Annotated in this window: 29 protein-coding genes and 2 pseudogenes; 17 read left to right on the forward strand and 14 right to left on the reverse strand. The window is 51.4% G+C overall.

Features of this window, described 5'->3' with window-relative positions; genetic code table 11:
• The first annotated feature begins 41 nt into the window (after nucleotides 1-41).
• The 4 genes from JCM12308_RS15440 (at nucleotide 42) to JCM12308_RS15455 (ending at nucleotide 4129) form a co-directional block, all read left to right on the forward strand.
• Nucleotides 42-1085 (forward strand): patatin-like phospholipase family protein, encoded by a 1044-nt coding sequence (locus JCM12308_RS15440; protein WP_054784344.1) that lies wholly within the window; start codon nucleotides 42-44, stop codon nucleotides 1083-1085.
• A gap of 88 nt (nucleotides 1086-1173) precedes the next feature.
• Entirely contained in the window at nucleotides 1174-2166 is a 993-nt protein-coding gene (mepA, locus tag JCM12308_RS15445; RefSeq protein WP_054784345.1) for a penicillin-insensitive murein endopeptidase, read from the forward strand.
• 194 nt (nucleotides 2167-2360) lie between these two features.
• A complete protein-coding gene (locus JCM12308_RS15450; protein ID WP_164845324.1) occupies nucleotides 2361-3071 on the forward strand; it encodes an outer membrane protein in 711 nt (236 codons plus the stop codon).
• Between the two features lie 335 nt (nucleotides 3072-3406).
• Nucleotides 3407-4129: a hypothetical protein gene (locus JCM12308_RS15455; RefSeq protein WP_014283832.1), complete on the forward strand. Its 723-nt coding sequence runs from the start codon at nucleotides 3407-3409 to the stop codon at nucleotides 4127-4129.
• A gap of 66 nt (nucleotides 4130-4195) precedes the next feature.
• Here JCM12308_RS15455 and JCM12308_RS15460 read toward each other — a convergent pair whose 3' ends face one another.
• Nucleotides 4196-4723, reverse strand: coding sequence for a GNAT family N-acetyltransferase (locus JCM12308_RS15460; RefSeq protein WP_054784347.1), 528 nt, complete (start codon nucleotides 4721-4723; stop codon nucleotides 4196-4198).
• A gap of 448 nt (nucleotides 4724-5171) precedes the next feature.
• Between JCM12308_RS15460 and JCM12308_RS15465 the strand changes: the two genes are divergently transcribed.
• The 6 genes and pseudogenes from JCM12308_RS15465 to JCM12308_RS30080 all read left to right on the forward strand — a co-directional run bounded on the left by JCM12308_RS15465 (nucleotide 5172) and on the right by JCM12308_RS30080 (nucleotide 9538).
• Nucleotides 5172-5522 carry a hypothetical protein gene (locus tag JCM12308_RS15465; protein WP_054784348.1) on the forward strand — a complete coding sequence of 117 codons (351 nt, stop codon included), beginning with the start codon at nucleotides 5172-5174 and terminating at the stop codon, nucleotides 5520-5522.
• A gap of 17 nt (nucleotides 5523-5539) precedes the next feature.
• Nucleotides 5540-5866: an outer membrane protein gene (locus JCM12308_RS15470; protein WP_128647422.1), complete on the forward strand. Its 327-nt coding sequence runs from the start codon at nucleotides 5540-5542 to the stop codon at nucleotides 5864-5866.
• Between the two features lie 239 nt (nucleotides 5867-6105).
• Complete coding sequence (locus JCM12308_RS15475; RefSeq protein ID WP_054784350.1) at nucleotides 6106-6849, forward strand: hypothetical protein; 744 nt, start codon at nucleotides 6106-6108, stop codon at nucleotides 6847-6849.
• Between the two features lie 129 nt (nucleotides 6850-6978).
• Nucleotides 6979-8782, forward strand: a pseudogene (gene lepA / locus JCM12308_RS15480) (translation elongation factor 4).
• Between the two features lie 178 nt (nucleotides 8783-8960).
• Nucleotides 8961-9395: a hypothetical protein gene (locus tag JCM12308_RS15485; protein WP_208978626.1), complete on the forward strand. Its 435-nt coding sequence runs from the start codon at nucleotides 8961-8963 to the stop codon at nucleotides 9393-9395.
• Nucleotides 9353-9538 (forward strand): alkylphosphonate utilization protein, encoded by a 186-nt coding sequence (locus JCM12308_RS30080; protein WP_244271914.1) that lies wholly within the window; start codon nucleotides 9353-9355, stop codon nucleotides 9536-9538. Before JCM12308_RS15485 ends, JCM12308_RS30080 begins: the two co-directional genes overlap by 43 nt.
• 75 nt (nucleotides 9539-9613) lie before the next feature.
• On the opposite strand, the gene JCM12308_RS15490 is transcribed toward JCM12308_RS30080, so the two are convergent.
• From JCM12308_RS15490 to JCM12308_RS15515, 7 genes are all read right to left on the reverse strand, one after another.
• Entirely contained in the window at nucleotides 9614-10273 is a 660-nt protein-coding gene (locus JCM12308_RS15490) for an outer membrane protein (protein ID WP_054784351.1), read from the reverse strand.
• Between the two features lie 189 nt (nucleotides 10274-10462).
• Nucleotides 10463-10747, reverse strand: a complete 285-nt coding sequence (locus tag JCM12308_RS15495) for a hypothetical protein (protein WP_054784352.1) — start codon at nucleotides 10745-10747, stop codon at nucleotides 10463-10465.
• 58 nt (nucleotides 10748-10805) lie between these two features.
• Complete coding sequence (locus JCM12308_RS28340) at nucleotides 10806-10973, reverse strand: hypothetical protein (protein ID WP_164845325.1); 168 nt, start codon at nucleotides 10971-10973, stop codon at nucleotides 10806-10808.
• 93 nt (nucleotides 10974-11066) lie between these two features.
• Nucleotides 11067-11726: a hypothetical protein gene (locus JCM12308_RS15500; protein WP_054784353.1), complete on the reverse strand. Its 660-nt coding sequence runs from the start codon at nucleotides 11724-11726 to the stop codon at nucleotides 11067-11069.
• Between the two features lie 139 nt (nucleotides 11727-11865).
• Nucleotides 11866-12303 carry a DUF2165 family protein gene (locus tag JCM12308_RS15505; protein WP_208978616.1) on the reverse strand — a complete coding sequence of 146 codons (438 nt, stop codon included), beginning with the start codon at nucleotides 12301-12303 and terminating at the stop codon, nucleotides 11866-11868.
• A 166-nt stretch (nucleotides 12304-12469) separates the two neighbouring features.
• On the reverse strand, nucleotides 12470-13360 hold the full coding sequence (locus JCM12308_RS15510) for an alpha/beta hydrolase family protein (RefSeq protein ID WP_208978617.1): 891 nt from the start codon (nucleotides 13358-13360) through the stop codon (nucleotides 12470-12472).
• 253 nt (nucleotides 13361-13613) lie between these two features.
• Nucleotides 13614-14528 carry a LysR family transcriptional regulator gene (locus tag JCM12308_RS15515; RefSeq protein WP_054784355.1) on the reverse strand — a complete coding sequence of 305 codons (915 nt, stop codon included), beginning with the start codon at nucleotides 14526-14528 and terminating at the stop codon, nucleotides 13614-13616.
• A 122-nt stretch (nucleotides 14529-14650) separates the two neighbouring features.
• Between JCM12308_RS15515 and JCM12308_RS15520 the strand changes: the two genes are divergently transcribed.
• Complete coding sequence (locus JCM12308_RS15520; protein ID WP_054784356.1) at nucleotides 14651-15577, forward strand: SDR family NAD(P)-dependent oxidoreductase; 927 nt, start codon at nucleotides 14651-14653, stop codon at nucleotides 15575-15577.
• Nucleotides 15578-15678: 101 nt separating this feature from the next.
• A complete protein-coding gene (locus JCM12308_RS15525; RefSeq protein WP_054784357.1) occupies nucleotides 15679-16050 on the forward strand; it encodes a DUF4345 family protein in 372 nt (123 codons plus the stop codon).
• 134 nt (nucleotides 16051-16184) lie between these two features.
• On the opposite strand, the gene JCM12308_RS28345 is transcribed toward JCM12308_RS15525, so the two are convergent.
• Nucleotides 16185-16322, reverse strand: coding sequence for a hypothetical protein (locus JCM12308_RS28345; RefSeq protein WP_008553042.1), 138 nt, complete (start codon nucleotides 16320-16322; stop codon nucleotides 16185-16187).
• A 345-nt stretch (nucleotides 16323-16667) separates the two neighbouring features.
• Between JCM12308_RS28345 and JCM12308_RS15530 the strand changes: the two genes are divergently transcribed.
• Entirely contained in the window at nucleotides 16668-17165 is a 498-nt protein-coding gene (locus tag JCM12308_RS15530; protein WP_208978618.1) for a DUF2267 domain-containing protein, read from the forward strand.
• Here the strand turns inward: JCM12308_RS15530 and JCM12308_RS30085 are convergent.
• A complete protein-coding gene (locus JCM12308_RS30085) occupies nucleotides 17110-17508 on the reverse strand; it encodes a helix-turn-helix domain-containing protein (RefSeq protein ID WP_208978619.1) in 399 nt (132 codons plus the stop codon). The genes JCM12308_RS15530 and JCM12308_RS30085 overlap by 56 nt on opposite strands.
• Nucleotides 17509-17558: 50 nt before the next feature.
• A complete protein-coding gene (locus JCM12308_RS30090) occupies nucleotides 17559-17897 on the reverse strand; it encodes an AraC family transcriptional regulator (RefSeq protein ID WP_208978620.1) in 339 nt (112 codons plus the stop codon).
• Nucleotides 17898-18204: 307 nt separating this feature from the next.
• Here JCM12308_RS30090 and JCM12308_RS15540 point away from each other — a divergent pair, with 307 nt between their 5' ends.
• The 3 genes from JCM12308_RS15540 (at nucleotide 18205) to JCM12308_RS15550 (ending at nucleotide 21596) form a co-directional block, all read left to right on the forward strand.
• Nucleotides 18205-18819: an NAD(P)H-dependent oxidoreductase gene (locus JCM12308_RS15540; RefSeq protein ID WP_054784358.1), complete on the forward strand. Its 615-nt coding sequence runs from the start codon at nucleotides 18205-18207 to the stop codon at nucleotides 18817-18819.
• A 324-nt stretch (nucleotides 18820-19143) separates the two neighbouring features.
• Nucleotides 19144-20976 carry a cation:proton antiporter domain-containing protein gene (locus tag JCM12308_RS15545; protein WP_054784388.1) on the forward strand — a complete coding sequence of 611 codons (1833 nt, stop codon included), beginning with the start codon at nucleotides 19144-19146 and terminating at the stop codon, nucleotides 20974-20976.
• Nucleotides 20977-21185: 209 nt separating this feature from the next.
• Entirely contained in the window at nucleotides 21186-21596 is a 411-nt protein-coding gene (locus JCM12308_RS15550) for a hypothetical protein (protein WP_244271915.1), read from the forward strand.
• A gap of 27 nt (nucleotides 21597-21623) precedes the next feature.
• Here the strand turns inward: JCM12308_RS15550 and JCM12308_RS15555 are convergent, their stop codons facing one another.
• The 3 genes from JCM12308_RS15555 to JCM12308_RS15560 all read right to left on the reverse strand — a co-directional run bounded on the left by JCM12308_RS15555 (nucleotide 21624) and on the right by JCM12308_RS15560 (nucleotide 23905).
• Nucleotides 21624-22412, reverse strand: a complete 789-nt coding sequence (locus JCM12308_RS15555) for a hypothetical protein (RefSeq protein ID WP_054784360.1) — start codon at nucleotides 22410-22412, stop codon at nucleotides 21624-21626.
• Between the two features lie 12 nt (nucleotides 22413-22424).
• Nucleotides 22425-22547: a hypothetical protein gene (locus JCM12308_RS32360; RefSeq protein ID WP_280138386.1), complete on the reverse strand. Its 123-nt coding sequence runs from the start codon at nucleotides 22545-22547 to the stop codon at nucleotides 22425-22427.
• Nucleotides 22548-22951: 404 nt separating this feature from the next.
• Nucleotides 22952-23905, reverse strand: coding sequence for a haloalkane dehalogenase (locus JCM12308_RS15560; RefSeq protein ID WP_054784361.1), 954 nt, complete (start codon nucleotides 23903-23905; stop codon nucleotides 22952-22954).
• 130 nt (nucleotides 23906-24035) lie between these two features.
• Between JCM12308_RS15560 and JCM12308_RS33035 the strand changes: the two are divergent.
• A pseudogene (locus tag JCM12308_RS33035) lies at nucleotides 24036-24491 on the forward strand (LysR family transcriptional regulator); the annotation flags it as partial.
• Nucleotides 24492-24520 lie beyond the last annotated feature (29 nt).

Raw genomic sequence — 24520 nt, forward strand, 5'->3', positions numbered from 1 at the left:
AGAGCAAATTAAAACACAAGATCACTGTATCGGGTTTGTCTATGAAAAGAAGAAAACGCATTATTCTATCCATTGATGGTGGTGGAGCGCGCGGTCTCATTCCAATTCGCTTGCTTCGCGGGCTTGAAACCAAATTGTATGAGCGCGGCAAGTCTGCGCCTCTTTGCAAATACTTCGACCTGATCTGTGGTACTTCCAGCGGAGGCCTGATTGCGGCTGGTCTGACAGCTCCAAATCCCGATCGCGACAAACCCGGCCAACCGGCAATGAGCTTGGGGGACTTGCAGGAGTTTTTTGAGGTTGAAGCGCGGGAGCTTTACGTTAACAACCGTCGCCATTGGCTGCCACGGCGCCTTTACGGCGCGTTTGGGCAGTTCAACAAAGGCATTCAGGAACGCCCGATTGAGCAGGCAATCAAACAGCATATCGGTTGGAGTGCGCTTTCCTGCAGTCTAACTGCTATCTTGCTCACCGCTTATGATCTGAAGAACCGTCGTGTTGTTTCCATGAGCAACAACACCACTGGACGGGATGACTATTACTTCTGGCAGGCTGTGCGCGCGACGACCTCCTCCCCTTCCTGGTTTGAACCTGCCCGGGTTGAAAACCTGACAACGGGCGATGAGGAAATCATGATTGATGCGGCAGGCTTCCTGAATGATCCGGTGCTTGCGGCCTATGCTGAAGCGCGGCGCCATGGCTGGAATCCGAAAGACATTATCATCCTCTCCCTTGGCACCGGCAATCCGGTGGAAGAGAAGCATAGCTTCACCCAAGCAGTGAACTGGGGCACCAGCGGCTGGCTATCACCTGAAGAAGGCACGCCGCTGCTTTCCAGCTATATGCACGGCCAAACAGCATCCACCGGGCAATACGCGGACGTGTTATTCAAAGACATGCCGGGCGTGGAATACATTCGTTTGAATGCGGACCTGCCACACTTTGGCAGCGACATTTACAGCGTGCGCCCGGGTGAAGTACTTCAGCTGAACCGCATTGCGGATGATCTGCTTTCTTCCCACGATACCGAGTTGGACAAACTGGCAGACATTATGGAAGAAAGGCAGGACGGCCCCGGCTTTTAGGCTTCACAATCCTTCTGCCCCTGCTACAACTTCCGGAAAGATAAGTTAAAGTGATTCACGTTAAAGGCGTGATCACAGCGGAGGGATCATGTTGGGGTTGAAAGGTTATCAGCGCACGGCAGCCGTAGTCACGGGCAGCATCGTCGCGAGCCTGTTTGCTGCAGGCGCGCAGGCTGTGCCTCTTCCAGACACGAAGCCCCAGATCTCCGTTAAGGATTACAAAGAGGCCTTAGGCAAGCTGCCAGAGTTTCCGGGGGCTGCCAAGTATCACTTCGGGCACAAAAAGACGCCTGCCAAAACGCATCCGCTCTCTTTTGGCAGCTATGCAAGAGGCTGCGTGGCAGGCGCGATTGCCATTCCCTATGATGGTGAGAACTGGCAAGTCATGCGCCTTTCGCGTAATCGCAACTGGGGGCATCCAGTACTCATTGATTTCCTGAAGCGACTGGCTGCAGATGCACCTTCACTGGGATGGAACGGTTTGCTGGTCGGTGATCTTTCTCAGCCCCGTGGCGGGCCGATGCTGACGGGGCATGCCTCTCACCAGATCGGGCTGGATGCGGACATCTGGTTGCGCCAGATGCCGGACTATCGTTTCAGCGCCAAACAGCGTGAGACTGAAAGCGCGATTTCCATGCTAAATGGCAATCTGAGCAAGCCGGGCGCAGATCGCAAGGTGAATCCAAACCGCTGGACTGACGCCCATGCCAAGCTGATCCGCCGTGCAGCACAAGATGACGGTGTTGCCCGTATCTTCGTGAACCCGACCATCAAGAAAGAACTGTGCGACTTTGAAACGGGTGACCGCGACTGGCTGCGTAAGGTTCGCCCTTGGTGGGGCCACCATTACCACTTCCACGTCCGCATGGCCTGCCCTGCTGACAGCAAGCAATGCAAGAACCAAGCAGTCCCACCTGCTGGCGATGGTTGCGGCAAAGAGCTCACCTACTGGCTCTCTGACGAGCCGTGGGTGCCCAAAAAGCCGAAACCAGGCGAAAAGCCAAAGCCACGCAAACCAAAACCACCACTTTCCGTAGCAGACCTACCAAACAGCTGCGCCACTGTGCTGCGGGCGGAGTGAGGTTGGGGTATTGGTGGTTAGATGGGGGAGTTGATGGCCAGCAACACTCGATATCACACTCAAACTTCTGGTGAACTAACTCTTGTTAGTGCGACACTCGAAATAGTGAGCTCCACTCAAACCGCACAAATCAACTAAAAGTTGCAAAAAAGATACGCTCTGCATATTTTACTTAATACGATTAAACCAACTTCTTGTACGTAATTGATTCTCATAATATTCCGCCAGCATATATTTTTTTAGGTAGCAAAATGAAAAAACTAGCACTCCTCGCAGGCGCGATGCTTGCATTTAATGCGTCCTCTGCTGTTGCATCAGACCTTCTCAGCAACACTTACATCGGCATCTCCGGTGGAGCATCTTTTGCGGAAGATGGCGATATCAAAGTTGATGGTCTTGGCACTGCAAAAGACATTCTCGAATACGACACAGGTTTTAACTTTGCAGCAAACCTAGGCTATCGTATTAACGATATTATTCGTGTTCAGGCAGATTTTGGCTACCTCAGAAACAACCTTGATGAGCTTGCAAATGTTGATGCAAAGTCTGATCTGTCAGGTTTTTACAGCACTGCATCCATTTTTGGTGATTATCACTTCAACGATAAAGTAACAGCATTTGCTGGTGTCGGCGCGGGTGTCCTGGCTCCTCGAATCTCTGATGTGAGTATTTCTGGCGTGGCAGGCAAAGCTGACGCTAAAGTAAAGGACAACGCTGTAGCACTCTTCAAAGTTGGTGCTGGTCTCTCATATAGCCTGAATGACAATATCGATGTAATTGCTAGCTATGATTATTTGAGATCTGCAGAGTTTAAAGCAATGCTTGACACCCCAGCATCACCAAATCCTGGCAAAATGCGCCTTTCTACACACATTGCACAAATCGGTTTGCGCTACAATTTCTAAGCCAAACAGCAAGGTTTGAAGCAGTAAAAGGGGAGCAGTTCTGTTCCCCTTTTATTTTGGTAGATTAAATCATTTCAGTGAAACTATTTGATTTTAGCTTTCTTGACCAAAAGCAGAAGCTCAAAGAAGATAAGAGGCACCATAACGACAAGTTAGTTATGTAAACTTATAATAAAATGTATAGTTAACAAGTATTTGACTCCACGCAATAACAAAGCTATCAATCAACCAGCACATGTAAGAGCTTAAACTTGCTACCTACAGATATGATGTCTGCTGGACAGCATATTTGCTGTTCTCAATAGCAATTTTTATATTCTGTAGAGGTTTTTATTATGGAAGTCAGCGGCGTCCGTCTTTCTTTTTCATTCACCAATTTTGCTGGTAATTACGATCCTGCACCAATTATGACTCAAGATGAAGTCGCTGTAAGTCTGCTTGAAGATGTTGTGCGCTTCACGCCGGACAATGAACTACGTCAGGACAATGAATTACGCCAGCAAGGGCAAAATGCAAAGAGCGAAGCTGAGCAAAGTAATGATCCGACCAAAAAAGCGATCAGCAAAATATTTGAGGTACTAATCGGCCTCGATACCGATAAAATGCAAGGTGCAGTGCACTCTTATCTGGCACAACGCAGCCGACAAGCTGCAGCAATCCAAAAATTCTTCGATATCTCAAAAGAATGGACTAATCCAAACAGTTCGGCTGTTTACCAGGAGCTGATGAAGGGTATCTATGCCAGTGCTAAGACTGGAGACCCCATCGCTAAAGAGATGCTGCAAGCGATGAAGGATGGTACACTCAACATCGAAGATATGGCAGACTATGGCTTCGAAACAAAATCCAATTACATCGTTTATTTGAATCCTGATGGAGAATATGTGTTTGGGACATCCTCAATTACACATGTCGGCGAATACTCCAAAGCAAATGAATTGTTTGAAGATCTGACCTTCATGGATGAAGAAGGACGTTCCTTCGATAAAAAGACCGGTCACAATGCATACTATGTTCAAATAGCAAAGAACCTCGCTTTCTACTTTACCTGGCCGTGAGTTCCCAGATCAGCTCGGGGCCTTTAAGTTGTTTTGTGCAAAGGGGAGCGTTGTTGCTCCCTTTTCTTATTCATGAGCGTGTGCTGTTGGTGCTTCATCGCCGTTTAAGATAAGCGTCATCAGGGTAAGATCCAGCCAGCGGCCGAATTTGAAGCCGACTTGTGGGAGTTCTCCGGTGATCCTGAAGCCATAGCGTTCGTGGAGGCGGATTGAGCCTTTGTTTTCACTGTCGATTGCGCCAACAAGGACATGGCGACCATCCTGTTTTGCCAGATCAATCAGCTTTTCCAGCAAAACAGAACCTGCACCTTTGCCACGTAATTGCGGGGTTACGTAGACAGAATGCTCCACTGTCTTGTCGTAACCAGATTTTTCACGAAAAGATCCGTAACTGCCGTAGCCAAGCACGTCTCCGTTTTCGTCTTCAGCTACAATGATCGGAAACCCGCCTGCGATCCGCTTGTCAAACCAAGTCTTCCGATCTTCCAGTGTCTCCAGGGTATCTGTCCAAATCGCAGCCAGTGTTTTGACTGCATCATTGTGAATCTCCAGAAGTGTCGGAAGATCAGATTTGGTTGCATGACGCAGTTTCATGTAAGTCCCTCATCACGCAGCTTCGCTCAGACATTTCTCGATCGAATGAACTGCTATGGATTTGCATTGTCATAAACACGCACCTTTGCGCAAAACTGCGCTTTAATGATGCGGTTGTTTCTTCTTCAGCACTGTCATACTTCATTGCTGATCACAAGGCGAAGAAACCATCAAATACTTGAGTTTATTGCAGGATGTGTTTCCAGTCAGATCAAAAAACACACTCGACCCGGATAAATGAAAATTACTAACCTTTAGATTATTTTACGTAAATTTAACCATAAATATCGATCATTACATCAAATTTCATTGGTTGATTTTAAGGTTACTAAGTGATTACCAACTGACCAAGACCTATTTCTAAGCAAATAGTAAATAACTTCGTCTGCTGCATTTTCATCGACCTTAATTTTCTACTGCTTGCACTTTCACATCTGGAGTATTTGAAGTGAAACAGGTTTTGCGTATTACCACCCTCCTTGCAAGTTTCAGCTTGACCTTTGCTGGAGTTACTTCAGCGCAGGCCCAAGATAGCGGTATGTATATCAGCTTTAAAGGAGCGAAGGCGTTTTCACTTCGCAGCACCTTTGATCCGACGGGAGGTGTACCAACTGATAGCTATGACCTTGATTTTAAGAATGAATGGGCCGCGAGTTCGAGTATTGGCCAGCGTTTAAACGAGTATCTTCGTATTGAAGCAGAACTAGGCTATCTCGTGAATACCGTTGACAAGATGAGTAGTGACACTGTGACAATTTCCGGATCCGTGGTGGCAACGTTCATAGCAGTTACATCATAGCTAGTGTTCTCGCGGATTTGCCTTTAACAGATCAAATAACCGCATTCGTAGGTGGAGGGATAGGCGCAGCTAAACCAGGTATGGATAAGCAAATTCTCTCAGGAGTTAACCAAACCCGCGAGATGGAAATTGAAGACCAATATGTTTTCGCCTGGAAGCTTACAGGTGGCCTTTCCTACGAAATGTATGAAAACACTCACTTGTTTGCCGACTACACATATTTCCAGACTGCAGACTTCGATGTGAAGCAGAAATCCACTGTGAGTGGCATTCCTTTTCAAAACACACTGGAAACTAATCTCAGTACTCACATGATCGGCTTAGGCCTTCGCTATGATTTTTAGCGGGCTGTTTGGGGTAGAGGCTCAATAGTTTTCATGGTTGACAGAGGCGGCAGGTTGCCGCCTTCTTTTATATTGCAAGATTACTGATAATAATTTCAAATAATACAAACCTAAAACAAGTTATATCATTGTAATTCATACCTATATTTTACATGTTCTGTGAATTACACCATTAATTATTTGGTAAGACTTGTCTATTTGCGCGAATCTGCCGTCAGGACTTCAGGAGATAGTGCGCAATGGGAAAGCTTTCCTCTACTGTAATCATGTTAGTTTCTGCGTTATTGGCGACAGGAGCACTCTCTGCCCGTTCGTTTGCTGCGGATTTAGCTGAGGCTGCGCAAGCGGCCGCAAAAGAAGCTGCTGAAAAAGCTGCGATGGGCATGTTTCCACTCAAACCTTATGCGGGGGCGAAGGGCTTTGCCTCCTATGCTCCGGATGGTGATCTTTACACGCCAGGTACCGGGCGTACCAAGTTTTTCGAGTACAACATCGGTTGGAATGCAGCTGCATTTGGTGGGGTGACTGCCGGTGACTTTGTAAAGCTACAGCTGGATACCGGCTATATCAGCAACAGCATCTCTAACCTTTCCGGGGTGGACGGAGGCAGTGGATCGATCGCCGCCGCCTATGTGATGGGCGGCGTTATTCTTTCTGCACCGCTTTCACCACTCACCAAGAAGGTTATTCCGTTTGCCGGAATCAGCATCGGGGCGGCATTTCCTGTGATCGGCACCATAAATGGAACCATCGATGGTCAAGACTTTACGATCAAGGGTAACCAGTCGACTGTCGGCGCTTTGCTGGCGCGTGGTGGGGTGACGATTGCTATCAACTCCAAGCTTGGTGCAACGCTGGAATATGGGTTCTTCCAAACTGCTGATTTTTCTCTCAGCACCACAGACAGCCTTTCCAGCTCAGGCAATGCTTCGACAGACATGACAGCGCATTTGTTTGGGGTTGGGTTTGAGTATCATTTCTAGCCAGACTGCTGCAAAAATCTGAGATTTGGCGGTTTGCTATTCACTTTATTGGCTGGAAAACAGCAAAAAAGCGCGTGGGCGCTTATTATGTGCTTTGCCATAGAGCAAAGCAGTGGTAATTGAGCGCCCATGACGACCAAAACTTTGTCCAATATTCGCAATTTCTCGATTGTCGCGCACATCGACCACGGTAAGTCCACCCTGGCCGATCGCCTCATCCAGTCTACCGGCACTCTCACTGAGCGTGAGATGACGGAGCAGGTTCTCGATTCCATGGATATCGAGAAGGAACGCGGCATTACCATCAAGCTCAAACCGTTCGCCTGATCTACAAGGCGGAGGACGGTGAAGAGTACACGCTGAACCTGATCGACACCCCAGGTCACGTGGACTTTGCCTATGAAGTTTCTCGCTCCCTCGCTGCGGTGGAAGGCTCCCTGTTGGTGGTTGATGCCTCCCAAGGTGTGGAAGCGCAGACGCTTGCGAACGTCTATCAGGCTATCGACAACGACCACGACATCGTGACTGTGCTCAACAAGGTTGATCTGCCTGCTGCAGAGCCAGACCGCATCAAAGAGCAGATCGAAGATGTGATCGGCCTTGATACCTCTGACTCAGTGATGATTTCAGCGAAGACCGGGCTTGGTATTCCTGATGTTTTGGAAGCGATCGTCAAACAACTTCCTGCCCCTGTCGGTAACCCGGATGGCCCGCTGAAAGCCATGCTGGTGGACAGCTGGTACGATACGTATCTGGGTGTGATGGTTCTTATCCGCGTGATCGACGGTGAACTGAAAAAGGGCGACACCATCAAGATGATGGGTACTGGCGCTGTTTATCCGGTTGACCGTGTTGGTGTGATGACACCAGCATTTGTGGCAACGGACCGTCTTGGACCGGGCGAAATTGGCGTTCTGACGGCTTCCATTAAGGAAGTTGCTGATACCCGCGTGGGTGACACCATCACCCATGACAAGAAAGGCTGCACCGAAGCGCTGCCGGGCTTTAAGCCAGCACAGCCAGTTGTGTTCTGTGGCCTATTCCCGGTTGATGCAAACGACTTTGAAGATCTGCGTTCTGCCATGGGCAAGCTGCGCCTCAATGATGCGTCCTTCTCCTACGAGATGGAAACATCGGCTGCGCTTGGTTTTGGTTTCCGTTGTGGCTTCCTTGGTCTGCTGCACCTTGAGATCATTCAGGAGCGTCTCTCCCGTGAGTTCAATCTGGAACTCATCGCGACAGCACCATCTGTTGTTTATGAGATGGAGATGACCGACGGCTCTCAATTTGAGATGCACAACCCGGCTGATATGCCGGATGTTGTGAAGATCAAAGAGATCCGCGAGCCTTGGATCCGCGCTAACATCATGACCCCTGATGAGTATCTGGCCCAATCCTGAAACTGTGTCAGGATCGCCGCGGTATTCAGGTTGATCTGTCCTATGTTGGTTCGCGTGCTATGGTCACCTATGACCTGCCGCTCAACGAAGTGGTCTTCGACTTTTATGACCGCTTGAAGTCCATCTCCAAGGGCTATGCCAGCTTCGACTACACCATCAGCGAATATCGCGAGGGTGATCTGGTGAAGATGTCTATTCTTGTGAACGAGGAGCCCGTGGACGCGCTGTCCGTGCTGGTGCACCGTTCGCAGGCGGAACGTCGTGGTCGCGCTATGTGTGAGGTTCTGAAAGAGCTGATCCCACGCCACATGTTCAAAATCCCAATTCAGGCTGCCATTGGTGGACGTGTGATTGCGCGTGAGACTCTCTCTGCGCTGCGTAAAGACGTAACCGCGAAATGTTATGGCGGTGATGCTTCTCGTAAACGCAAGCTGCTGGATAAGCAGAAGGCGGGTAAGAAGAAAATGCGCCAGTTTGGTAAGGTAGAAATCCCTCAGGAAGCGTTCATTCAAGCGCTGAAGATGGATGACTGAGCACCGATTTGCGTAAGCAAAGCAAACGACTGAATGTCGTTTGCAGGTGCGAAGGCCGTGCGAGTGTAAGCAGCTTTAGCTGTAGCGAGCCGGCAAGCCCTTTCTTACCAATCAAAGAATTCAAAGGCGGCCTCTGGTCGCCTTTTTCGTCAAATCAAAGATCTAAAGGCAGATAGCCATGTCACTTGAGAATGACCTGCGCAGCCGCGCGGATAACAAATGCGAGCTTTGCGGTGCGACAGAGGATCTTGCTGCTGTTGCAGTTGGCCCAGAAAGCGATGACAGCGCGGAGAAATCCATTTTGGTCTGCAGCACTTGCTCCGCACAAATGGGCGGTACTGCGGAGCTAGATGTCAACCATTGGCGCTGCCTGAACGAAAGCGCCTGGAGCACAGAGCCTGCTGTTCAGGTGACTGCATGGCGTCTGTTGAACAAGCTTTCCGGTGAAGCCTGGGCACGTGATCTGCTGGATACTCTGTATCTGGATGAAGAGACGCTGGAATGGGCACAGTCCGGCAGGAGGCTGCAGAGGATGAAGACACTGTCGTCCACAAGGACACGCACGGTGCAGTGCTTTCAGCTGGTGATACGGTCACCCTCATCAAAGACCTGAAGGTTAAAGGGGCAGGCTTTACAGCCAAGCGTGGCACAGCCGTTCGCAACATCACCCTTGTTCCAGATAACGCTGCTCACATTGAAGGCCGCGTCAACGATCAGCGCATTGTTATTCTGACTGAGTTCGTGAAGAAGTCCTGAGGGGCTTTGCCCGTTACTCACTGCAGGTTTTAAAGGGAGCTTTGGAGCTCCCTTTTTTGTTCTCCCAAGCTAAGCTCAGAAGTTATAACGCAAGCCAACCTGAGCCATGTGGCTTTGGAAACTTATTGTAATATCTGGACTTCCAGCGGGTGCATTTTTTGCACTAAACTCAAAGTCAGCTGACTGCATGAAGTTGTATTCACCGACCACTGACAGATTATCCGTCAACTTGTAGGCAGCCCCGGCATTCAGCTTCAAAAACGGCGTTACACTCTCCTGAACTTCGTAGGTCTCCGATAGATACCCCCAATGCGCGTTGTCAATGGTGACTTTGCCCATATCAAATGACGCCAAGCCTGCGCCAATTCCGATAAACGGTGTAAAGCTCTTAGAGAGGCTATAGTCAAAGTAAACGGATGCGGATGCATGGACTGCCGAAAAGCTGCCCTTCTTAACTTTCTCACCGTCCATTTTATCAAAGCCAGAACGTAGATAACCAACATCAGCCTGGACTCTGAAGTACTCATTCAGGCGTTTGCCTGCATTCAGGCTGGCGTTGAAACCAAGCTTTCTCTCAAGGGATGACTTTAGCCCGGGAGCACTCACGTCTTCCTTTGCATTTGGCACCAGACCACCGGCAAACCCAACATAAGTGCCTTGCAGAAAATCGCTTGCTGAGGCTGGCAGTGCCAGCAGTGTCACAACAGAAAAACAGAGGATCGATTTGATTGTCATAATAACCACTCTCAAAATTTGAATAGTGGTTTTGCGTAGCATGCAGCTTAGGCAGCTACAGTTTTTAACGATAGAACTGCGAGGTGAAATTGAGAATTACTGATCAGTTTATCGTTAAACACTCCCCATCTGGGGTAAGTTGGGCTTTAATCAAGCTTAGTTTGGAAGCCTGATATGCTGATTACATGATTATTGCCACTTTTCTTTTGGTGGGCGACCTGATTCTTTATCTTCCATTTCCTGACGCTTCTTTTCCATCTCACGAAGCCATTCTTTGTGCTCCGATACTTGCTGACGTTGATAGTTGCCGTGACGACGGGACAGCTCATTACCATGAACATCTCCCAGATTGCCTGGTTCTTCGCGATGAGGAGAATGGTAGGACAACGGTTTACGAGTTCTACGGCCACGACGAACATCGTAAATCACGGCAGCGACGATACCGATTGGAATGAGCCAAAGCAGGTAGTGCAAGGGAGACCTTTCAGTTGTGTAGGGTCACGATAACGGGGAGCTCTTACTTACTAAGGTTCTACTCGCCGCCGCCATCACCTCCACCACTGTCGCCACTATCTCCATCAAAGAAGCCAGATCCGCCATCTGCACTGGAGCGATCGCGTCTTCCTGAGTGTTTAAAGGCTTTGAAAGCTATGACGATAAAGACCGCAACAATGGCGAAGTAAAAAAGATCATTCAGCAAAATTTCGCACTCATATTTGGAGCACCCAAAGATGCCCGGGAGTTTTCTCTAATCAATTTCACCAGATTACTTCCGAGCAGTGACTGCGAAAAGTTAGTTCTCTTCATCTTTGCGGTGCAGGCGGATTTGGGAGTGGAGGGCTATTTGCTCTGGTGTGAGGCGCAGGAGGATTTGATTGTCAGCCCATTGATGCAGGGCTGCGCCGGTGTTTGAGGTTTCAATGCGATAGTGGCGTCCTCCCTGACGGGCATACCATTCTATGCGATCCTTGTTGAACCATTTGTTGGTTTTCAGCGGGTGCAGCATGGTCAGGTTGCCGGGGTAGTCCGCCAGCAGCAGGTCGATGGCGTTTGTGGCGTTGGTTTCTTCAATGATGCGATGCACTTCGCAGATCTGCGGTTTCTTGATGGTGGCGAAGCGTTTGCCGACGTGGGCGTACTCATTGAAGTGCGCCATGCGCTCATCCTGTGGTAGGTAATCGAACACATGGATGACGCCATCGCAGATGGAAGAGAAGTAGAACGAGCGGTTGGTGTATTGGAGTGTGACCCGTTGCGGTTGGTTGCCGATTTTACGTTGAACGGTGTTGCCACTACCTGTCAGGTACTCGTCTCCCCTCTTCTTCTGAAGGGCAAGGCCGAGGCCAATCAGGTAGTCATTGTCCAGAAAGCGAGCGGGAATGGACCCGTGCGGCTTCCGGTTGGAAGCGGCTGGTTGACCTGAAAATACATTCCTCCCGAAGCTGGTATCCATGTCTGTTCCTCGTCAACACAAGTGCTCTGTGTTTCAAACGTGGAACAATTCCTAGGCAAAAGCAGTCCTTCAATTGCCTCAGCTGGATAGTCTCAGGTTACATCTCATAGGGTGAATCTGAGGGGTATTTTAGCGGTTCCTAACCGGTCTCCTCGTCTCTCTGATTTACGAAGATGAGGCCAAGGAATGCGATGATGCTGATGTTATAGGAAGTCTCAATGGCCCCGCGGCCTATTGGCGATTGCCAGGCCAGAAACCACTCTCCTGCACCAACAACGAAGACCACGAACCACAGCAGGATCGCGACGCAAAAGCCGAAGGAAACAACGGACTTGGAGCGGTTGAACGCGGCAGCTGGCTTATGGATGTTGGTGAGCATGCGCAGGCTCCCGAGGATCAGAAGAAAAGCGATGAAGCCCTCGATTGCCAAAATGATGATCAGGAATGTGGGGGCTGTATCCAATGGGAAGACGGCGCGGAACTTGGGGCTGGTTGGGAAGGTGTCTACCATGGAAATGACGGTTTCAATATATGCCAGATTTGCCGGGGCATCCTGATAGTTATTGAAACAGACCATGCGGCAAACGCGCCGAAAGAAAGGGCAATCAAAACTTTGATTAGACGAAGAAGCATGGCGTTACCCGCTTTTTCGCCAGTAGAGCAGATTGGGGCTAAAGGCCGGTTAGGTGCGGCCTTCAGCTCTGGTGTTTTTCATTTGCTCTCTGTTAACGGGCGGATAGGCCTCAGGAAACCTCCAGAATTTCCGGCCATAGCGCTTCATTCTGCTTGGTGAAGGCTTTCAGGTGGCCAACTTCCTTCAGCTCAAAATCTGCCGGATTAAGGGTCTGGCGGATGATCTGCGCATCTTTGTAGAGCGGCTCCATGCGATCGATGGAGGCTTTGGGTGCCGTTTCATCATCCGTGAAGCCGATGATTTTGATCGGGCCTTTGTAAGGGTTTGGGTTCATTTGCGGGAGAACCCCGCCGATATCGCTGGAATAGAATGTGGGGGACGTACACCACTTGCGCCACTGCCAGTAAACGCCGGCGGGCACATCAGCCCCAAGGCCGAGGGCTTTACCTGGCAAATAGCCTTTCAGGCGCGTTGCGATTGGGCCCAGCAGGTACCAGAACAGGATGACCATGAAGAAGTATGGCAGGTGGTGATCACGCCAGTAGACCTGCCCGCAGGCCACAGTGGTGACCTTGTCGACTTTATCCAGATTGGAATGGAAGGGCAGCATGAAGCCGCCGAGGGAGTGGCCGATAACATGCTTTTGCGGTGTGTCCGCCAGCTTCAGCAGGGCGTCAAACGCGGCCTGCTGATCGCGCAGGCCCCAGTCTGCCATGGTGGCGGAGGAGTTGCGTGGATGAGTTTGCTTGGATGCGCCGAAATCCCGGTAATCGTAGGTCAGGCACAGGTGGCCTTGTTCGGCAACCCAGCGGGCGAACCGGGCATAAAACAGCTGCGGCACGCCGGTGGCGCCGTGGATGATGACAGAGGACTTGGGATCCCCCTTCGGCCAGTAGGCTTTGCCAGTCAGTGTGGCGCCTTCACTTGGAATTTTTACTGTTTCCACGCGCTGCTCACTTTCGGCCATCATGTCTTCCAGTTGCTTCATTGCCTTAAACACTCATCGCTAAAACAGTTCATCTTTAAGTTCAAACACTTGATCTGCTTTAGCTCTTGTTTTTGCGTATCTTTATCCGAATACCATCAGGCACTTTTTGGAGATACTCTGCAGATAGCCGCATAGGATCATATATTAACGTATAGGTAAAGCTGAAAGGTAAAATATATCCCGCGCTTTTAAGAGAAGGTTTCATGAGTTCATTCGCGGGAAATGGAAGACTTCTGAGGGCTTTGTATAGACCTGAGCTCTGCGATCAGCTGCCGGTTTTCGTACCGGCAACCCAGAACTCGTTGCGGCGGGCGGTGATGCGTTCGGCGACGAAGTCTACGAAGAGGCGAACGCGGGCGGTGTTGCGCAGGTCGCGGTGGAGGAGCAGCCAGATGCTGCGGTAAGGCATTGGCTTCTGGAACGGGGCTCGGATCAGTGTCGGATGTCTGTCGCCCAGATTGCAGGCCAGATAAGCCATACCCAGACCTGCCGCAGCCAGTGAGATGAGTGGCACCAGTTCTGAGACTCTGTGCTTGAGCTTTGCTTTGGGGTAGCAGCCGTTCAGGATCCACGGTGCGGTGGTTTCCCCTTCGGCCTCATGCCAGCCGATGAAGTTCAGCCCCTCACCACTATTGTCCTTGATCCGCTCAGCGTACTCTCGTGTGCAGTAGGCGGCCTGAGACATCTGAACCAGCTTGCGGCCCACCACATCCTGCGTGACTTCGTCAGCAATCCGGAAGCCAACGTCAGCTTCGCGCCGTGTCAAGTCCGCCACGTTGTTGGTGAAGTTTAGGTTGAGGTCGATGTCCGGGTACTTCTCGGCAAACAGCACCAGATCATCCATGATGGACGTCATGGCCAGACCGTGGGGCATGGTCACATGGATGGTGCCTTGCGGCTTGGCATCGCGCCCGACGATGATGCGGGAGGCGGTGGCCATCTCATCTTCCACACGCTCGGCATAAGGCAACAGAGCTTCGCCTAGTTCCGTCAACACCAGTCCGGTTTTGGAGCGATCGAACAGGCGGCTGCCAACACGCTCTTCCAGCACCTCCAGCCTGCGGGCAAGTGTTGTGTGGTTGACACGGATAAGAGTTGCGCCTCCACGGATGGTGCCACTGCGGGCCACAGCAAGAAAATACTTCAGATCATCCCAATTCAATGAATAGTTTTCCTGCATGGTTCCGAGCGATTCCTGCGGTTCAAATTTGGAACATAGCGTCCAGTTTTACCCATCTACACTTCAAAATTCAACCAGACTAGATTTTCTGCATGAACAAATGAACAGCAGGAAACGCAGCGATGTCTCCGATCAAATCCGTTTTAATTACCGGTGCGAATGCAGGGTTGGGCCGTGAGGCGGCTCGGCAGCTCGCAAAGGTCAGCACTATCGAAAAAATCTACCTCGCCTGCCGCAATGAGGCCAAAGCACAGGCTGCTAAAGCAGCGCTTGAAGCTGAGGCAAAGCGCGAGATCTTTGAGATCATCCTCATGGATGTGATGGACCCCGCCTCCGTGCGTCACGCTATCAGCCAGATGACTGCACCAGTCGATGCGCTGGTTCTGAATGCTGGCGGTGTGGGAGGTCGGTCTCCCAATGACATGACCGCATATGGTGTGACCAACATTTACGCCGTGAACATGTTGGGGCATGTGGTGCTGGTGGATGAGATGCTGGAGCGTCAGCTGATCACGTCTACCGTGCTTTATGCAGGCTCAGAAGCTGCACGCGGTATTCCGAAGATGGGTGTTACCCGCCCAGCGCTGAAAGACGCGTCCGTGGACGAGTTCTGCGCCATGGCAGACGGGCGTACGTTTACTGAAAAGAGCGACCCGATGGATGCCTATGCAAGCGTGAAACTCATGGGTGCGCTCTGGATGTCATCCATGGCACGGCAGCACCCGCATGTTCGCTTTGTGACCATGAGCCCGGGCGGCACCACGGGCACTAACGGGTTTGACGATATGCCTTTCCTGAAAAGGCTGTTCTTCAAGCATGTAGGCGGTTTTTTGATGCCACTGCTGGGCATGATGCATGGCGTTGAAGATGGCGCGAAGCGTTACGTGGACGGCATTCTGGACCCAAAATTCAAGAGCGGTGTTTTTTACGCCAGTGCTGGCGAAGGCGCTGTTGGCAAGCTCGTCGATCAAAGCACTCTTTTTGCTGATCTTGGCAACCACAGTTTTCAGGACAACGCCAATCAGGCTGTCCACCAACTGGTCTCATGACCTGAAGCAGCTTGCCTGCTTTCCTTCTTACTACGCGTATCTGCGAGACCCCGTTTCCATTCCCCGGAGATACGCCCAATCCTTTTAAATGGAGAGATACAATGGAACTTGCATATCAAATTATGGTTGGCGCCCCAACACTTATGCTGCTTGGCCTGGGCACCGTTTCAATGTTTGCCCCTTCCCGCATGACCAAGAACTTTGCGCTTGAGCCGATTGGTGTGGCGGGGCTGAGCACCATTCGCTCCGTCATTGGCGGGCTGTTTCTGGCCAGCGTGGCGCTGCTGATCACTGGCTTTGTGACGGCACAGCCTCAGGCTTACGTTGCTGTTGCGATTTTGCTGGGTGTTGTGGCTGTGGGCCGTGTGGTTGGCTTGATGGCTGATGGTTTTGTGAAAGAGGTCATTCCACCTCTGATCGTGGAACTGGTGCTGATCGCTGCCCTGCTTGGCGCGTTCTTCCGCCCGTTCTAAGTGCAGACATGAAAAAGGCGGCAGAGCTAGAGTCCCCCTATACCCTAGCTCTAGCCGCCTGTCATTGCGGGTTGTTGCAGGCCCCCTTCCGTCCTTAGAAACCTACAACCCACACATCCGGCTGGATGTCACTGTCATTCTTTGCTGATGTCCGCATCCATTCCAGCGATTACGCTATCAGCCGGTTTGTTACGTGAAGCAAACTCAGAAACCACAACCATCCCAAGGATTGCTAAGAATACACAAATGAATAATGCCAAGCCGAAAGTCATAGTCCCTCCACCTCAATGACAATCAAAGCGTAGATAGCAAATTGACCTATGTCAATACGAATTTATAATTTGACTAATGTGAAATTTACTCATGGTCACAACGGATATTCTTTTTGCATTTCATTCTGCGATGCACAAATTAGTATAATTATTTCTTTTATTATTCTTATCTCTATTTCTTCTAGTGTTTCACCTGCCTTTACTCAGCACCATAGTACATATACGTAGAATACCTAAGTTAAATCGATTTAGATTGCATTCGGAAATCGAAAGCTTTTGCAGCGCGAAAACGTGGGTTAAGCTCATGCATCAGCTGACCGCCCATATTTTTTCGGAGGTACTTTCATGCCCATGCCTCAGGAATATCAACTCGCATCACAACAATACGAAGCCTTCCTTCTGGACGCCATGGAATCGATGGATCTGGTGACACGCAACCGCACCTACACCTGCGTACAGGCCACTTTACTGGCCTTTAGGAACCGCTTGACAGCAGAGCAAGTGCTGGCCTTTGCCGATACCTTGCCTGTCGTGCTGCGTGCGATCTTCACGTCTGGCTGGAGCCGTGATGACTTTAACCCGGAGTTTGGCACCATGGAGGATTGGGTGGCGGATGCCAAGGCGCTGCGCAGGCTTCACAACTTCTCCGATGACGAGACTCCGGCAGGCGTCGCTAAGGTCCTGCACCGCCATGTCGACCTGCCTCATTTTGAGCAGGTGCTGCAACAGATCGGCCTGATGCCATGCGGTTTTGGGGATTTGAGAGCACTGCTGAGGCAGAAACCTCCTAACGAGCAATGCTTTCCCGAGCTTTTGCCGTTGTCGTTCCAAAATGCACTTTGAAGTCTCGGCTGAACTGCGAAAGGCTTTCATACCCAACCAGCGTTGCAGCCTCGTTGGCGCGCTTGCCTTCATACAGGATCAGGCTGCGGGCGTGGTTCAGGCGTAACTTCTTCAGGTACTGAACCGGCGTTTCGCCTGTTGTGCTGCGAAAGGCACGATAGAAGGCTGAGGAGCTCATTCCAATTTCTTTGGCGAGCTGATCCACGGAGTACTTGCCTGCCAGATTACCGCTCAGTTTTTGGAGAACACGGGCAATGCGCGCGCTTGGATTGCCCTGATTGCTCAGCATTCTCAGGACGCTGCCGTGGCGATCATTGAGAGCACGATAATGCAGCTCACGCACCAACCCTGCTCCCAGCACAGAGGTATCAACCGGTGAGAGCAAACAGGCCGTCAGCGCCCGACAACGTCCTGCATATGATCGCTCATGGCCACCGGCTCCGCACCCAGTTTCGTGGTGGTATTGGAGACAACAGGGTCATCGACTTTATTGATAAGCTCAAGAAGGAGTGAAGTATCCAGATCCACGATCAGGCCTGTGAGGGGATTTTCCGGGCTTGCCTCTGTTGAACATTCAAAGGCCAACGGCAGACCAACGACCAGATAGTTGTTTTCATCATACTGGAAGCTCAGATCACCCAGATAGAGAGACTTCCTGCCTTGCCCGATGATGATGATACTGCTGCCGTAAACCAATGGCTCCCGTGGCAATGGCACCGTGCTGTGAAACACGCGCACTCCGGGCAAAGAGGTTTCAGCAATCGCGTTATCATCCCCATATGAAAATGATCTATGAGGTCATTCATAGGTTGGCGCAGGGTGGTCATTCGGTACGTCCAATTCTCGTTGTTGCCAGTATAGTGCAACAAACTTGTCGGCAGAGACAGCCATCCTCGGCGAGAAGGCAGAATCCAGCAACAAATTGGCTAGATACGGCATTCCCCAAAATCGTTGAAGCCACAATATTTGGCCCAACGCGGTCGCCAGTCCTCCCAGGCACATCCGGCGTCTCGCACAGGACACGACCTAGGAGATACCAATGAACATCCTCATCTTGAACTGCCACCAATACTACGCCTTTTCCGAGGGCAAGTTGAGCCAGACGCTGGTTGAGCTCATGACGGTGCAGCTTGAAGCTATGGGCCATGCCGTGCGCACTGTGGCGACCTCCGGTGAGTTTGCCGTTGAGACCGAAGTGGCGAACCATCAATGGGCTGATACGGTCATTTTACAAATCCCGGTGAACTGGATGGGTATTCCGTGGAGTGCCAAGCGCTACATGGATGAGGTTTACACTGCAGGTACAGCAGGCGCGTTTTGCAACAATGATGGCCGCACCAGTGAAGCGCCTAAAAAGAACTACGGCAACGGCGGCACGTTGACGGGTAAGACCTATATGCTCTCCCTTACGTTCAACGCTCCAAGTGAGGCATTTAACGACCCTTCAGAGTATCTGTTTCAGGGCAAGTCTGTAGACGATCTGTTTTTCCCTCAACACATGAACTTCCGCTTCTTTGGCATGACAGGTTTGCCGACATTTGCTTGCTATGACGTGCTTAAAAACCCAGAGAATGAGCAGGATTTTGAGCGGTTGAGCACTCATCTGAATGAGATATTTGAGAGAAGCTCTGTCACAGATAAAGAACTTGTTTAGTCCGCGAAGGAGGTAATCTCCCTCCCTACGACGAGCTCACTCGTCGTTGTATGCCGTCGTCAGCCTCCACGCTGATGGCGGCTTTTTTGCTTACCGGGCCTACGCGACACAATGAGAGCGTCATCGCGACGGGCGTTTCAGTGGAGACCTTGTTTATTTGGCTCATGCCTATAAAAACTTAAGCATGATCCAGTGGTCGAAGTGTGCTGAACTTCAGCGCAAAGTTTGAGCTATCGGCTCTTTGTTGATCCGGATGGAGGGACGGCTCCAACCGGGTTTGCGCCTTCGACCACACACCTGCCACGGCTACAGAGGGTATTGACCGTGACCGACTTTCTTATTCTTGCCTTTGTCTTTCTGGTTGCGGGCGTCATCTCTGTGCCGATTGCTTCGCGTTTCGGCCTTGGGTCTGTGCTGGGTTATCTGATTGCCGGTGTCGCCATAAGCCCGATCCTGTCAGGCCTGAATGTGGATGTGGTTGGGGTTCAGCACTTTGCCGAGTTTGGCGTGGTGATGATGCTGTTTCTGGTTGGGCTGGAATTGGAGCCCAAGATGCTCTGGTCCATGCGTCAGCGGTTGCTTGGGCTTGGCGGTTTGCAGGTTGGCCTAACCACTGTGCTGGTTATGGGCGCGGCCATGTTACTGGGCCTCTCCTGGAATGTTGCCTTGGCGGCTGGTGTACTGCTTTCGCTGTCCTCAACCGCCATCGTGCTGCAAACATTGAGCGAGAAAGGCTTGTTGCGGTCAGACGGTGGGCAAGCCAGCTTTTCCGTGCTGCTGTTTCAGGACATTGCCGTCATTCCAATCCTTGCACTTCTGCCATTGCTCGCTCTGCCGGAGCTTGCTGGTGTTGCGGGAGACATCGCTAGCCATGGTGCGCATTCAGGCGCTGAAGAAGGTGGCAGTTTAAGTCTGGTGGAGGATTTGCAAGGCTGGCAGGCGGCGCTGGTTACGATTGCTGCGATTGCCGTTGTTATTGCAGGCGGTTTTTATCTCACCCGACCCATCTTTCGTTATGTTGCCATGGCGAACCTGCGGGAAGTTTTTGTAGCGACGGCTCTGCTGTTCGTGATCGGCATCGCCTTGCTGATGACATTGGTCGGGCTCTCTCCGGCACTGGGTACGTTTCTGGCCGGTGTTGTGCTTGCAAACAGTGAGTATCGGCATGAGCTGGAGAGCGATATCGACCCGTTCCGCGGTTTGTTGCTTGGGCTGTTTTTCATCACGGTGGGTGCGGCCATCAACTTTGAGCTGCTGCTGGCTAATCTGGGTGTCACGCTGCTGCTCACGATCGGCCTCATCGCAATCAAGCTCTTCGTGCTTTTGGTGCTGGCGCATCTGTTTCGGCTTAAGGGCAGTGCCAAGTGGTTGTTTGGCCTCAGCATGGCGCAAGCAGGTGAGTTTGGCTTTGTGCTGATTTCCTTCACAGTGGCCAATCATGTTCTGCCGCAGGCGATTGCTGATCAGCTGTTGCTGGTGGTTGCCATGTCGATGGTTCTGACGCCAGCGCTGTTCATCGTGTATTCGCAGGTGATCCAGCCGCGGTTGGCCTCCAAAGATGAGTTACCTGTCGATGAGATTGCCGAGAAGAGGCCGATCATTATTGCCGGACATGGTCGGTTTGGCGGTGTCATCAATAACATGATGCGGACAGCTGGCTATAAGACAACGGTTCTGGATTACTCCTCCGCTCAGCTGGAGATGCTGCGAACCTATGGCCTTCGTGTGTTCTTTGGCGATGCAACGCGGCCTGACTTGCTGCTTGCGGCGGGGATTGCCGAGGCCCGTTTGTTTATCGTTGCAATTGACCAGCGGGAGGCTGCCACGGAGTTGGTGCGCCACGTGCGCAAGCATCATCCGAAGGTGCGCATTGTGGCGCGGGCAGTCAACCGGCATCACGTCTACGAGCTTTACGCAGCCGGCGCCCATCACATCATCCGCGATACCTTTGACAGCGCCGTCCGGGCGGGCCGGTCTGCCTGGGAAGAGCTGGGCATTCCCAAGGACAAGGCCGAGGAGATGGCGCAGGACTTCGTGAAAGAGGACAAGCAAGTTCTCAGAGAGTTGGCGGAGCATTATGACCCGACCGTGCCAGCCCACGAAAACACCGAGTACATCAACCGCGCCCGCGAGCTGATTTCTAAGCGTGATCAGTAGGTGGAAGTCTCAGGAAGGCCAGCGACGACAAGAGAGCAACATCGGAAAACCTGTGCCTTCTATCGCAGGTTCGTTGACTGGGTGGAGCGGCTGAGGCAGGGAGATGGGGTTTTGCCAGCCTTCTCAAAGGTTTGGGATCTATTGTGGCTGAGTGTTCTTTAATTGAGTGATGTGAGCTGGACGGTTTGAGTATGTTTTTGAAGCACTGCGTGTTGGTCGTTTGTTTGTTGCTGGCTGCTTGCAACGGTGAAGACCAGACGACTGCAGTATCTGATGCCAGTGCGACCAGTGTTGCTGAGAATGTTGTCAGTGCCTCTCAACCACGCTCTGTTGTTATCGAAAACATACAGGTTGTCTGGCAAAAAGCCTCAGCATTGGAAGAGCAGCTTGGGTCTGAGTGGAGTCTGATGTCAGTCACATTCACTGAAGTTGATCCGAAGAGCCATGCGCCCATTGCCTCCCCGCGCCTGTCGATGAAAGAAAGACTGTCGCTGGCAGAAGCGGCGATAAGGCAAGCACCGGGGTGTTATTATCACGGCTATGACCCTGCCACCAACGCAGTTGAGGGCTTCATGTGGGAGGAGCTCGACAACATCATCGTGGTGTTGGGTGAATGCTGATCGAGCTCACTCCGATGTGCCTGCTGCTTATTTGAAGACGCAGCGGTTGATGGCCGGTTCTTTGCCATCCAGTTTTTTCGAGAGGATCTTGGCCACGCCCAGTGGTGCGCCAACCATCAGTTCCGTTCCCGTGGAATTGACGGATTTGACCGAGCAGAGTTTGTCGTGGAACGAGCTATCGCAGCAGGTGCCATCGCTATTGCTGTCACCGGGGGCGCATAACCACGGGCCAGCAATCTGAAAGCCAGCCTTGGGGCTAGGCACTGCCGGGCAAGAGCAGATGATCTCATCGTCCTTTACCGGTCCGATCCCCGGAAAATCCTTGCCTTGCGTGCTGTTGAAGCAGAAGCCGCCATCACATTGCGCTGAGTAGCCAGCGGGGGCATCCTCACTATTGGGGCAGGTGTACATTGCCATAGGTTCGCCCAGCTTTTCGCTTTCAGGATCATAGTCAGTTTCCATCTGGCGCGGGGTGGCGTAGGTGCTCACGGTGAAGCCGTTGTCGATGCCAGCCTTCAACAGATCGCAGACGTCCTTCTTCTCGCCATTCTCTTCATAGTGAAACGGCAGAGAAATGCTCTGTTCATTCAGAGCATCGCACTTGCAGTAGGCCACGGTGTCGACCGTCCAACATTTGGCGGTGGCGCATAGTGCGAAGGCATTGGGGGCATCCTGCGATACCGGGCACTCCTTGAACAGGCTTGGGTCGGTGCTCGCGTCCGCACTGGTCTCAGTCTGGGCTAAGCTGCTGGTGAGCATGGAGAACGTGATTAAGAGCCCCAGAGTAGCTAATCTGGAAAGGGGTTTCAGCGGCATGTGTACTCTCCTTTATGGATAGAACCACTGCCGCCTCACAGGCTCATACTCAGAGGTTCCCAGATGCAGGCGAAGTTGCAGTGCTGTCATGTCGCTGAGTGGCAGAATGCGTGCTTCGTCAGGTGTGATCGTCAATCAATCCGACGCCCCTCACCCACCTTCACGATGCCGCTTATTGCTCTTGGGTCATTCCGGGCATCACTAGCTGGCACATCTGCATTCAGGATAGTCGGAGGGATCAGACACAGACGTGACACTGAAGGTACACTGAGAAGCGGGTGAGACAGTTGTATGATGGAAACATGAATCCCAACATAAAGACGACCCGCGATTTCTGCTTGAAATATAGGGGGTTATATTTGTTGAGGAAGGGGTGGTGGGCTTACCCCCTGCTCCCGCTCACCTGAAGAGCACTGTTTAAAGCAGAACTCTTCAGGTTGGTTTTGTTGGTGGGAACTGGAAGTCAAGCTTCCTGCGATCAAGTTAGCCCGTGCACAGAAATGAAGTGAGATTGCTTAAAGAGGGCTAGCGCGCGGCGGCTACAACTTCTGTATCCAGTCAGAAATGGCCCGGCCAATCTCCTCAGGGTAATCTTCCTGCACGAAGTGCCCACCTGGCCCCAGATACACACTTTCCAAGTTCGTGAGTGACTTTTGCAGTGTCTTGGCCTGTTCCATAGAAATAATCGCTCCCGGAGATACATGCAGCATCAGCTTTGGCAGGTCACTTTCTAAAAGCCAGGCGTTGTTTGCTTCGGCAACTTGCGAAACATAGGCTGGGCTTCCGGCAATCGGGATCTCCCGGATCCAATCCAGAAGAATTTTTCGAGACTGTGTGTTCGGGTAATATCTATTGTACTCAGCCATAACCGCTTCAGAAATGGCTCCATTTGGGCTTCCATGTCGCATAAACTGATCCAGCAGCATGTTCTGCTCCATGATCATGTCCTCGCCAACACCCGGCGTTCTTACAGCGCGCATGAAGTCAGCAAAGCCGCCCATTGCCTCATAACTGGGATAAGGAATAAACGGCGGCGTCATGGCTTCCATAAAGACGACGCCGGATATCTTCTCCGGACGTGTGCGGGCATACTCAAAACCGAGACCAGATCCCCAGTCATGCACGACGAGGACGGCATTCTCCAGCTCAAGATTGTCCAGAAAACGAAACAGGTATTGCGAAGATTCTTTGTAGGTTTCTTCCATGCTTGGTTTGCCGCTGTCTCCCATGCCCATCAAATCTGGTGCAATGGCACGATTGGTTTTGGCAACGTGAGGGATAATATTGCGCCACACGAATGAAGAGGATGGGTTGCCATGCAAAAACACGACGGGCCGTCCCTCTCCTTGCTCCACGTAAGCGAGCGGCTCTCCCAATACGTTCATGTGTTTTTTGCTGGGGCCGGCACCATCACTCGCCAGTAGCGTGGTTGGGGTCAGCAAAGCCATTGTAAAAGCAGCGGCTGCGGATTTGATAAATGTGCGACGTTCCATATCTAAGCTCCTTTTGTCATCTGAAGAAAAACTATGTTCTTTTTCTGAAACGAAAAATCACCTATTTTGAAACTAAGTGTTTCACCAGTGATACAGGGAGCTAGGTGCAGTGGCGTTGGTGGATTGGGAAATGTTGCCATACTTTCTGGCGGTTGCGCGTGCAGGTAGTTTGCGGGCGGGGGCAGACTTACTCAATGCAAATCATGTTACGGTCGATCGGAGCATCAAATCTCTGGAGGCGAGTTATGGAGTTCAACTCTTTACGCGCACCAGTCGTGGCTTTGAAGTGACGGATGCAGGCGAAGAGTTGCTGCCGGTCGCAGAAGAAATTGAAAAACTCATCACGACTGCTCGCCACCGGGTGGAGGGGCTAGACAAAACAGAGGCTGGAACCATCAGGTTCTCACTTCCACCCGTTTTAGCGCACGATGTCATTGCACCGATCATTGCCAAGTTCTCGAGTACCTACCCTGAAATCAACGTGGAACTACGCCTGACAGATACGCAGGAAAGCATAAGCCGGTCTGAAACAGACATTTCACTGCGGGTCGCCTATGAGATTGATGAGGATACCATTGCCCGCAAGCTCTACCCGATGGCGATTGGAACCTTTGC

Origin of the sequence: Pseudovibrio denitrificans JCM 12308, assembly GCF_001310815.1 — a bacterium.
Classification (GTDB): domain Bacteria; phylum Pseudomonadota; class Alphaproteobacteria; order Rhizobiales; family Stappiaceae; genus Pseudovibrio; species Pseudovibrio denitrificans.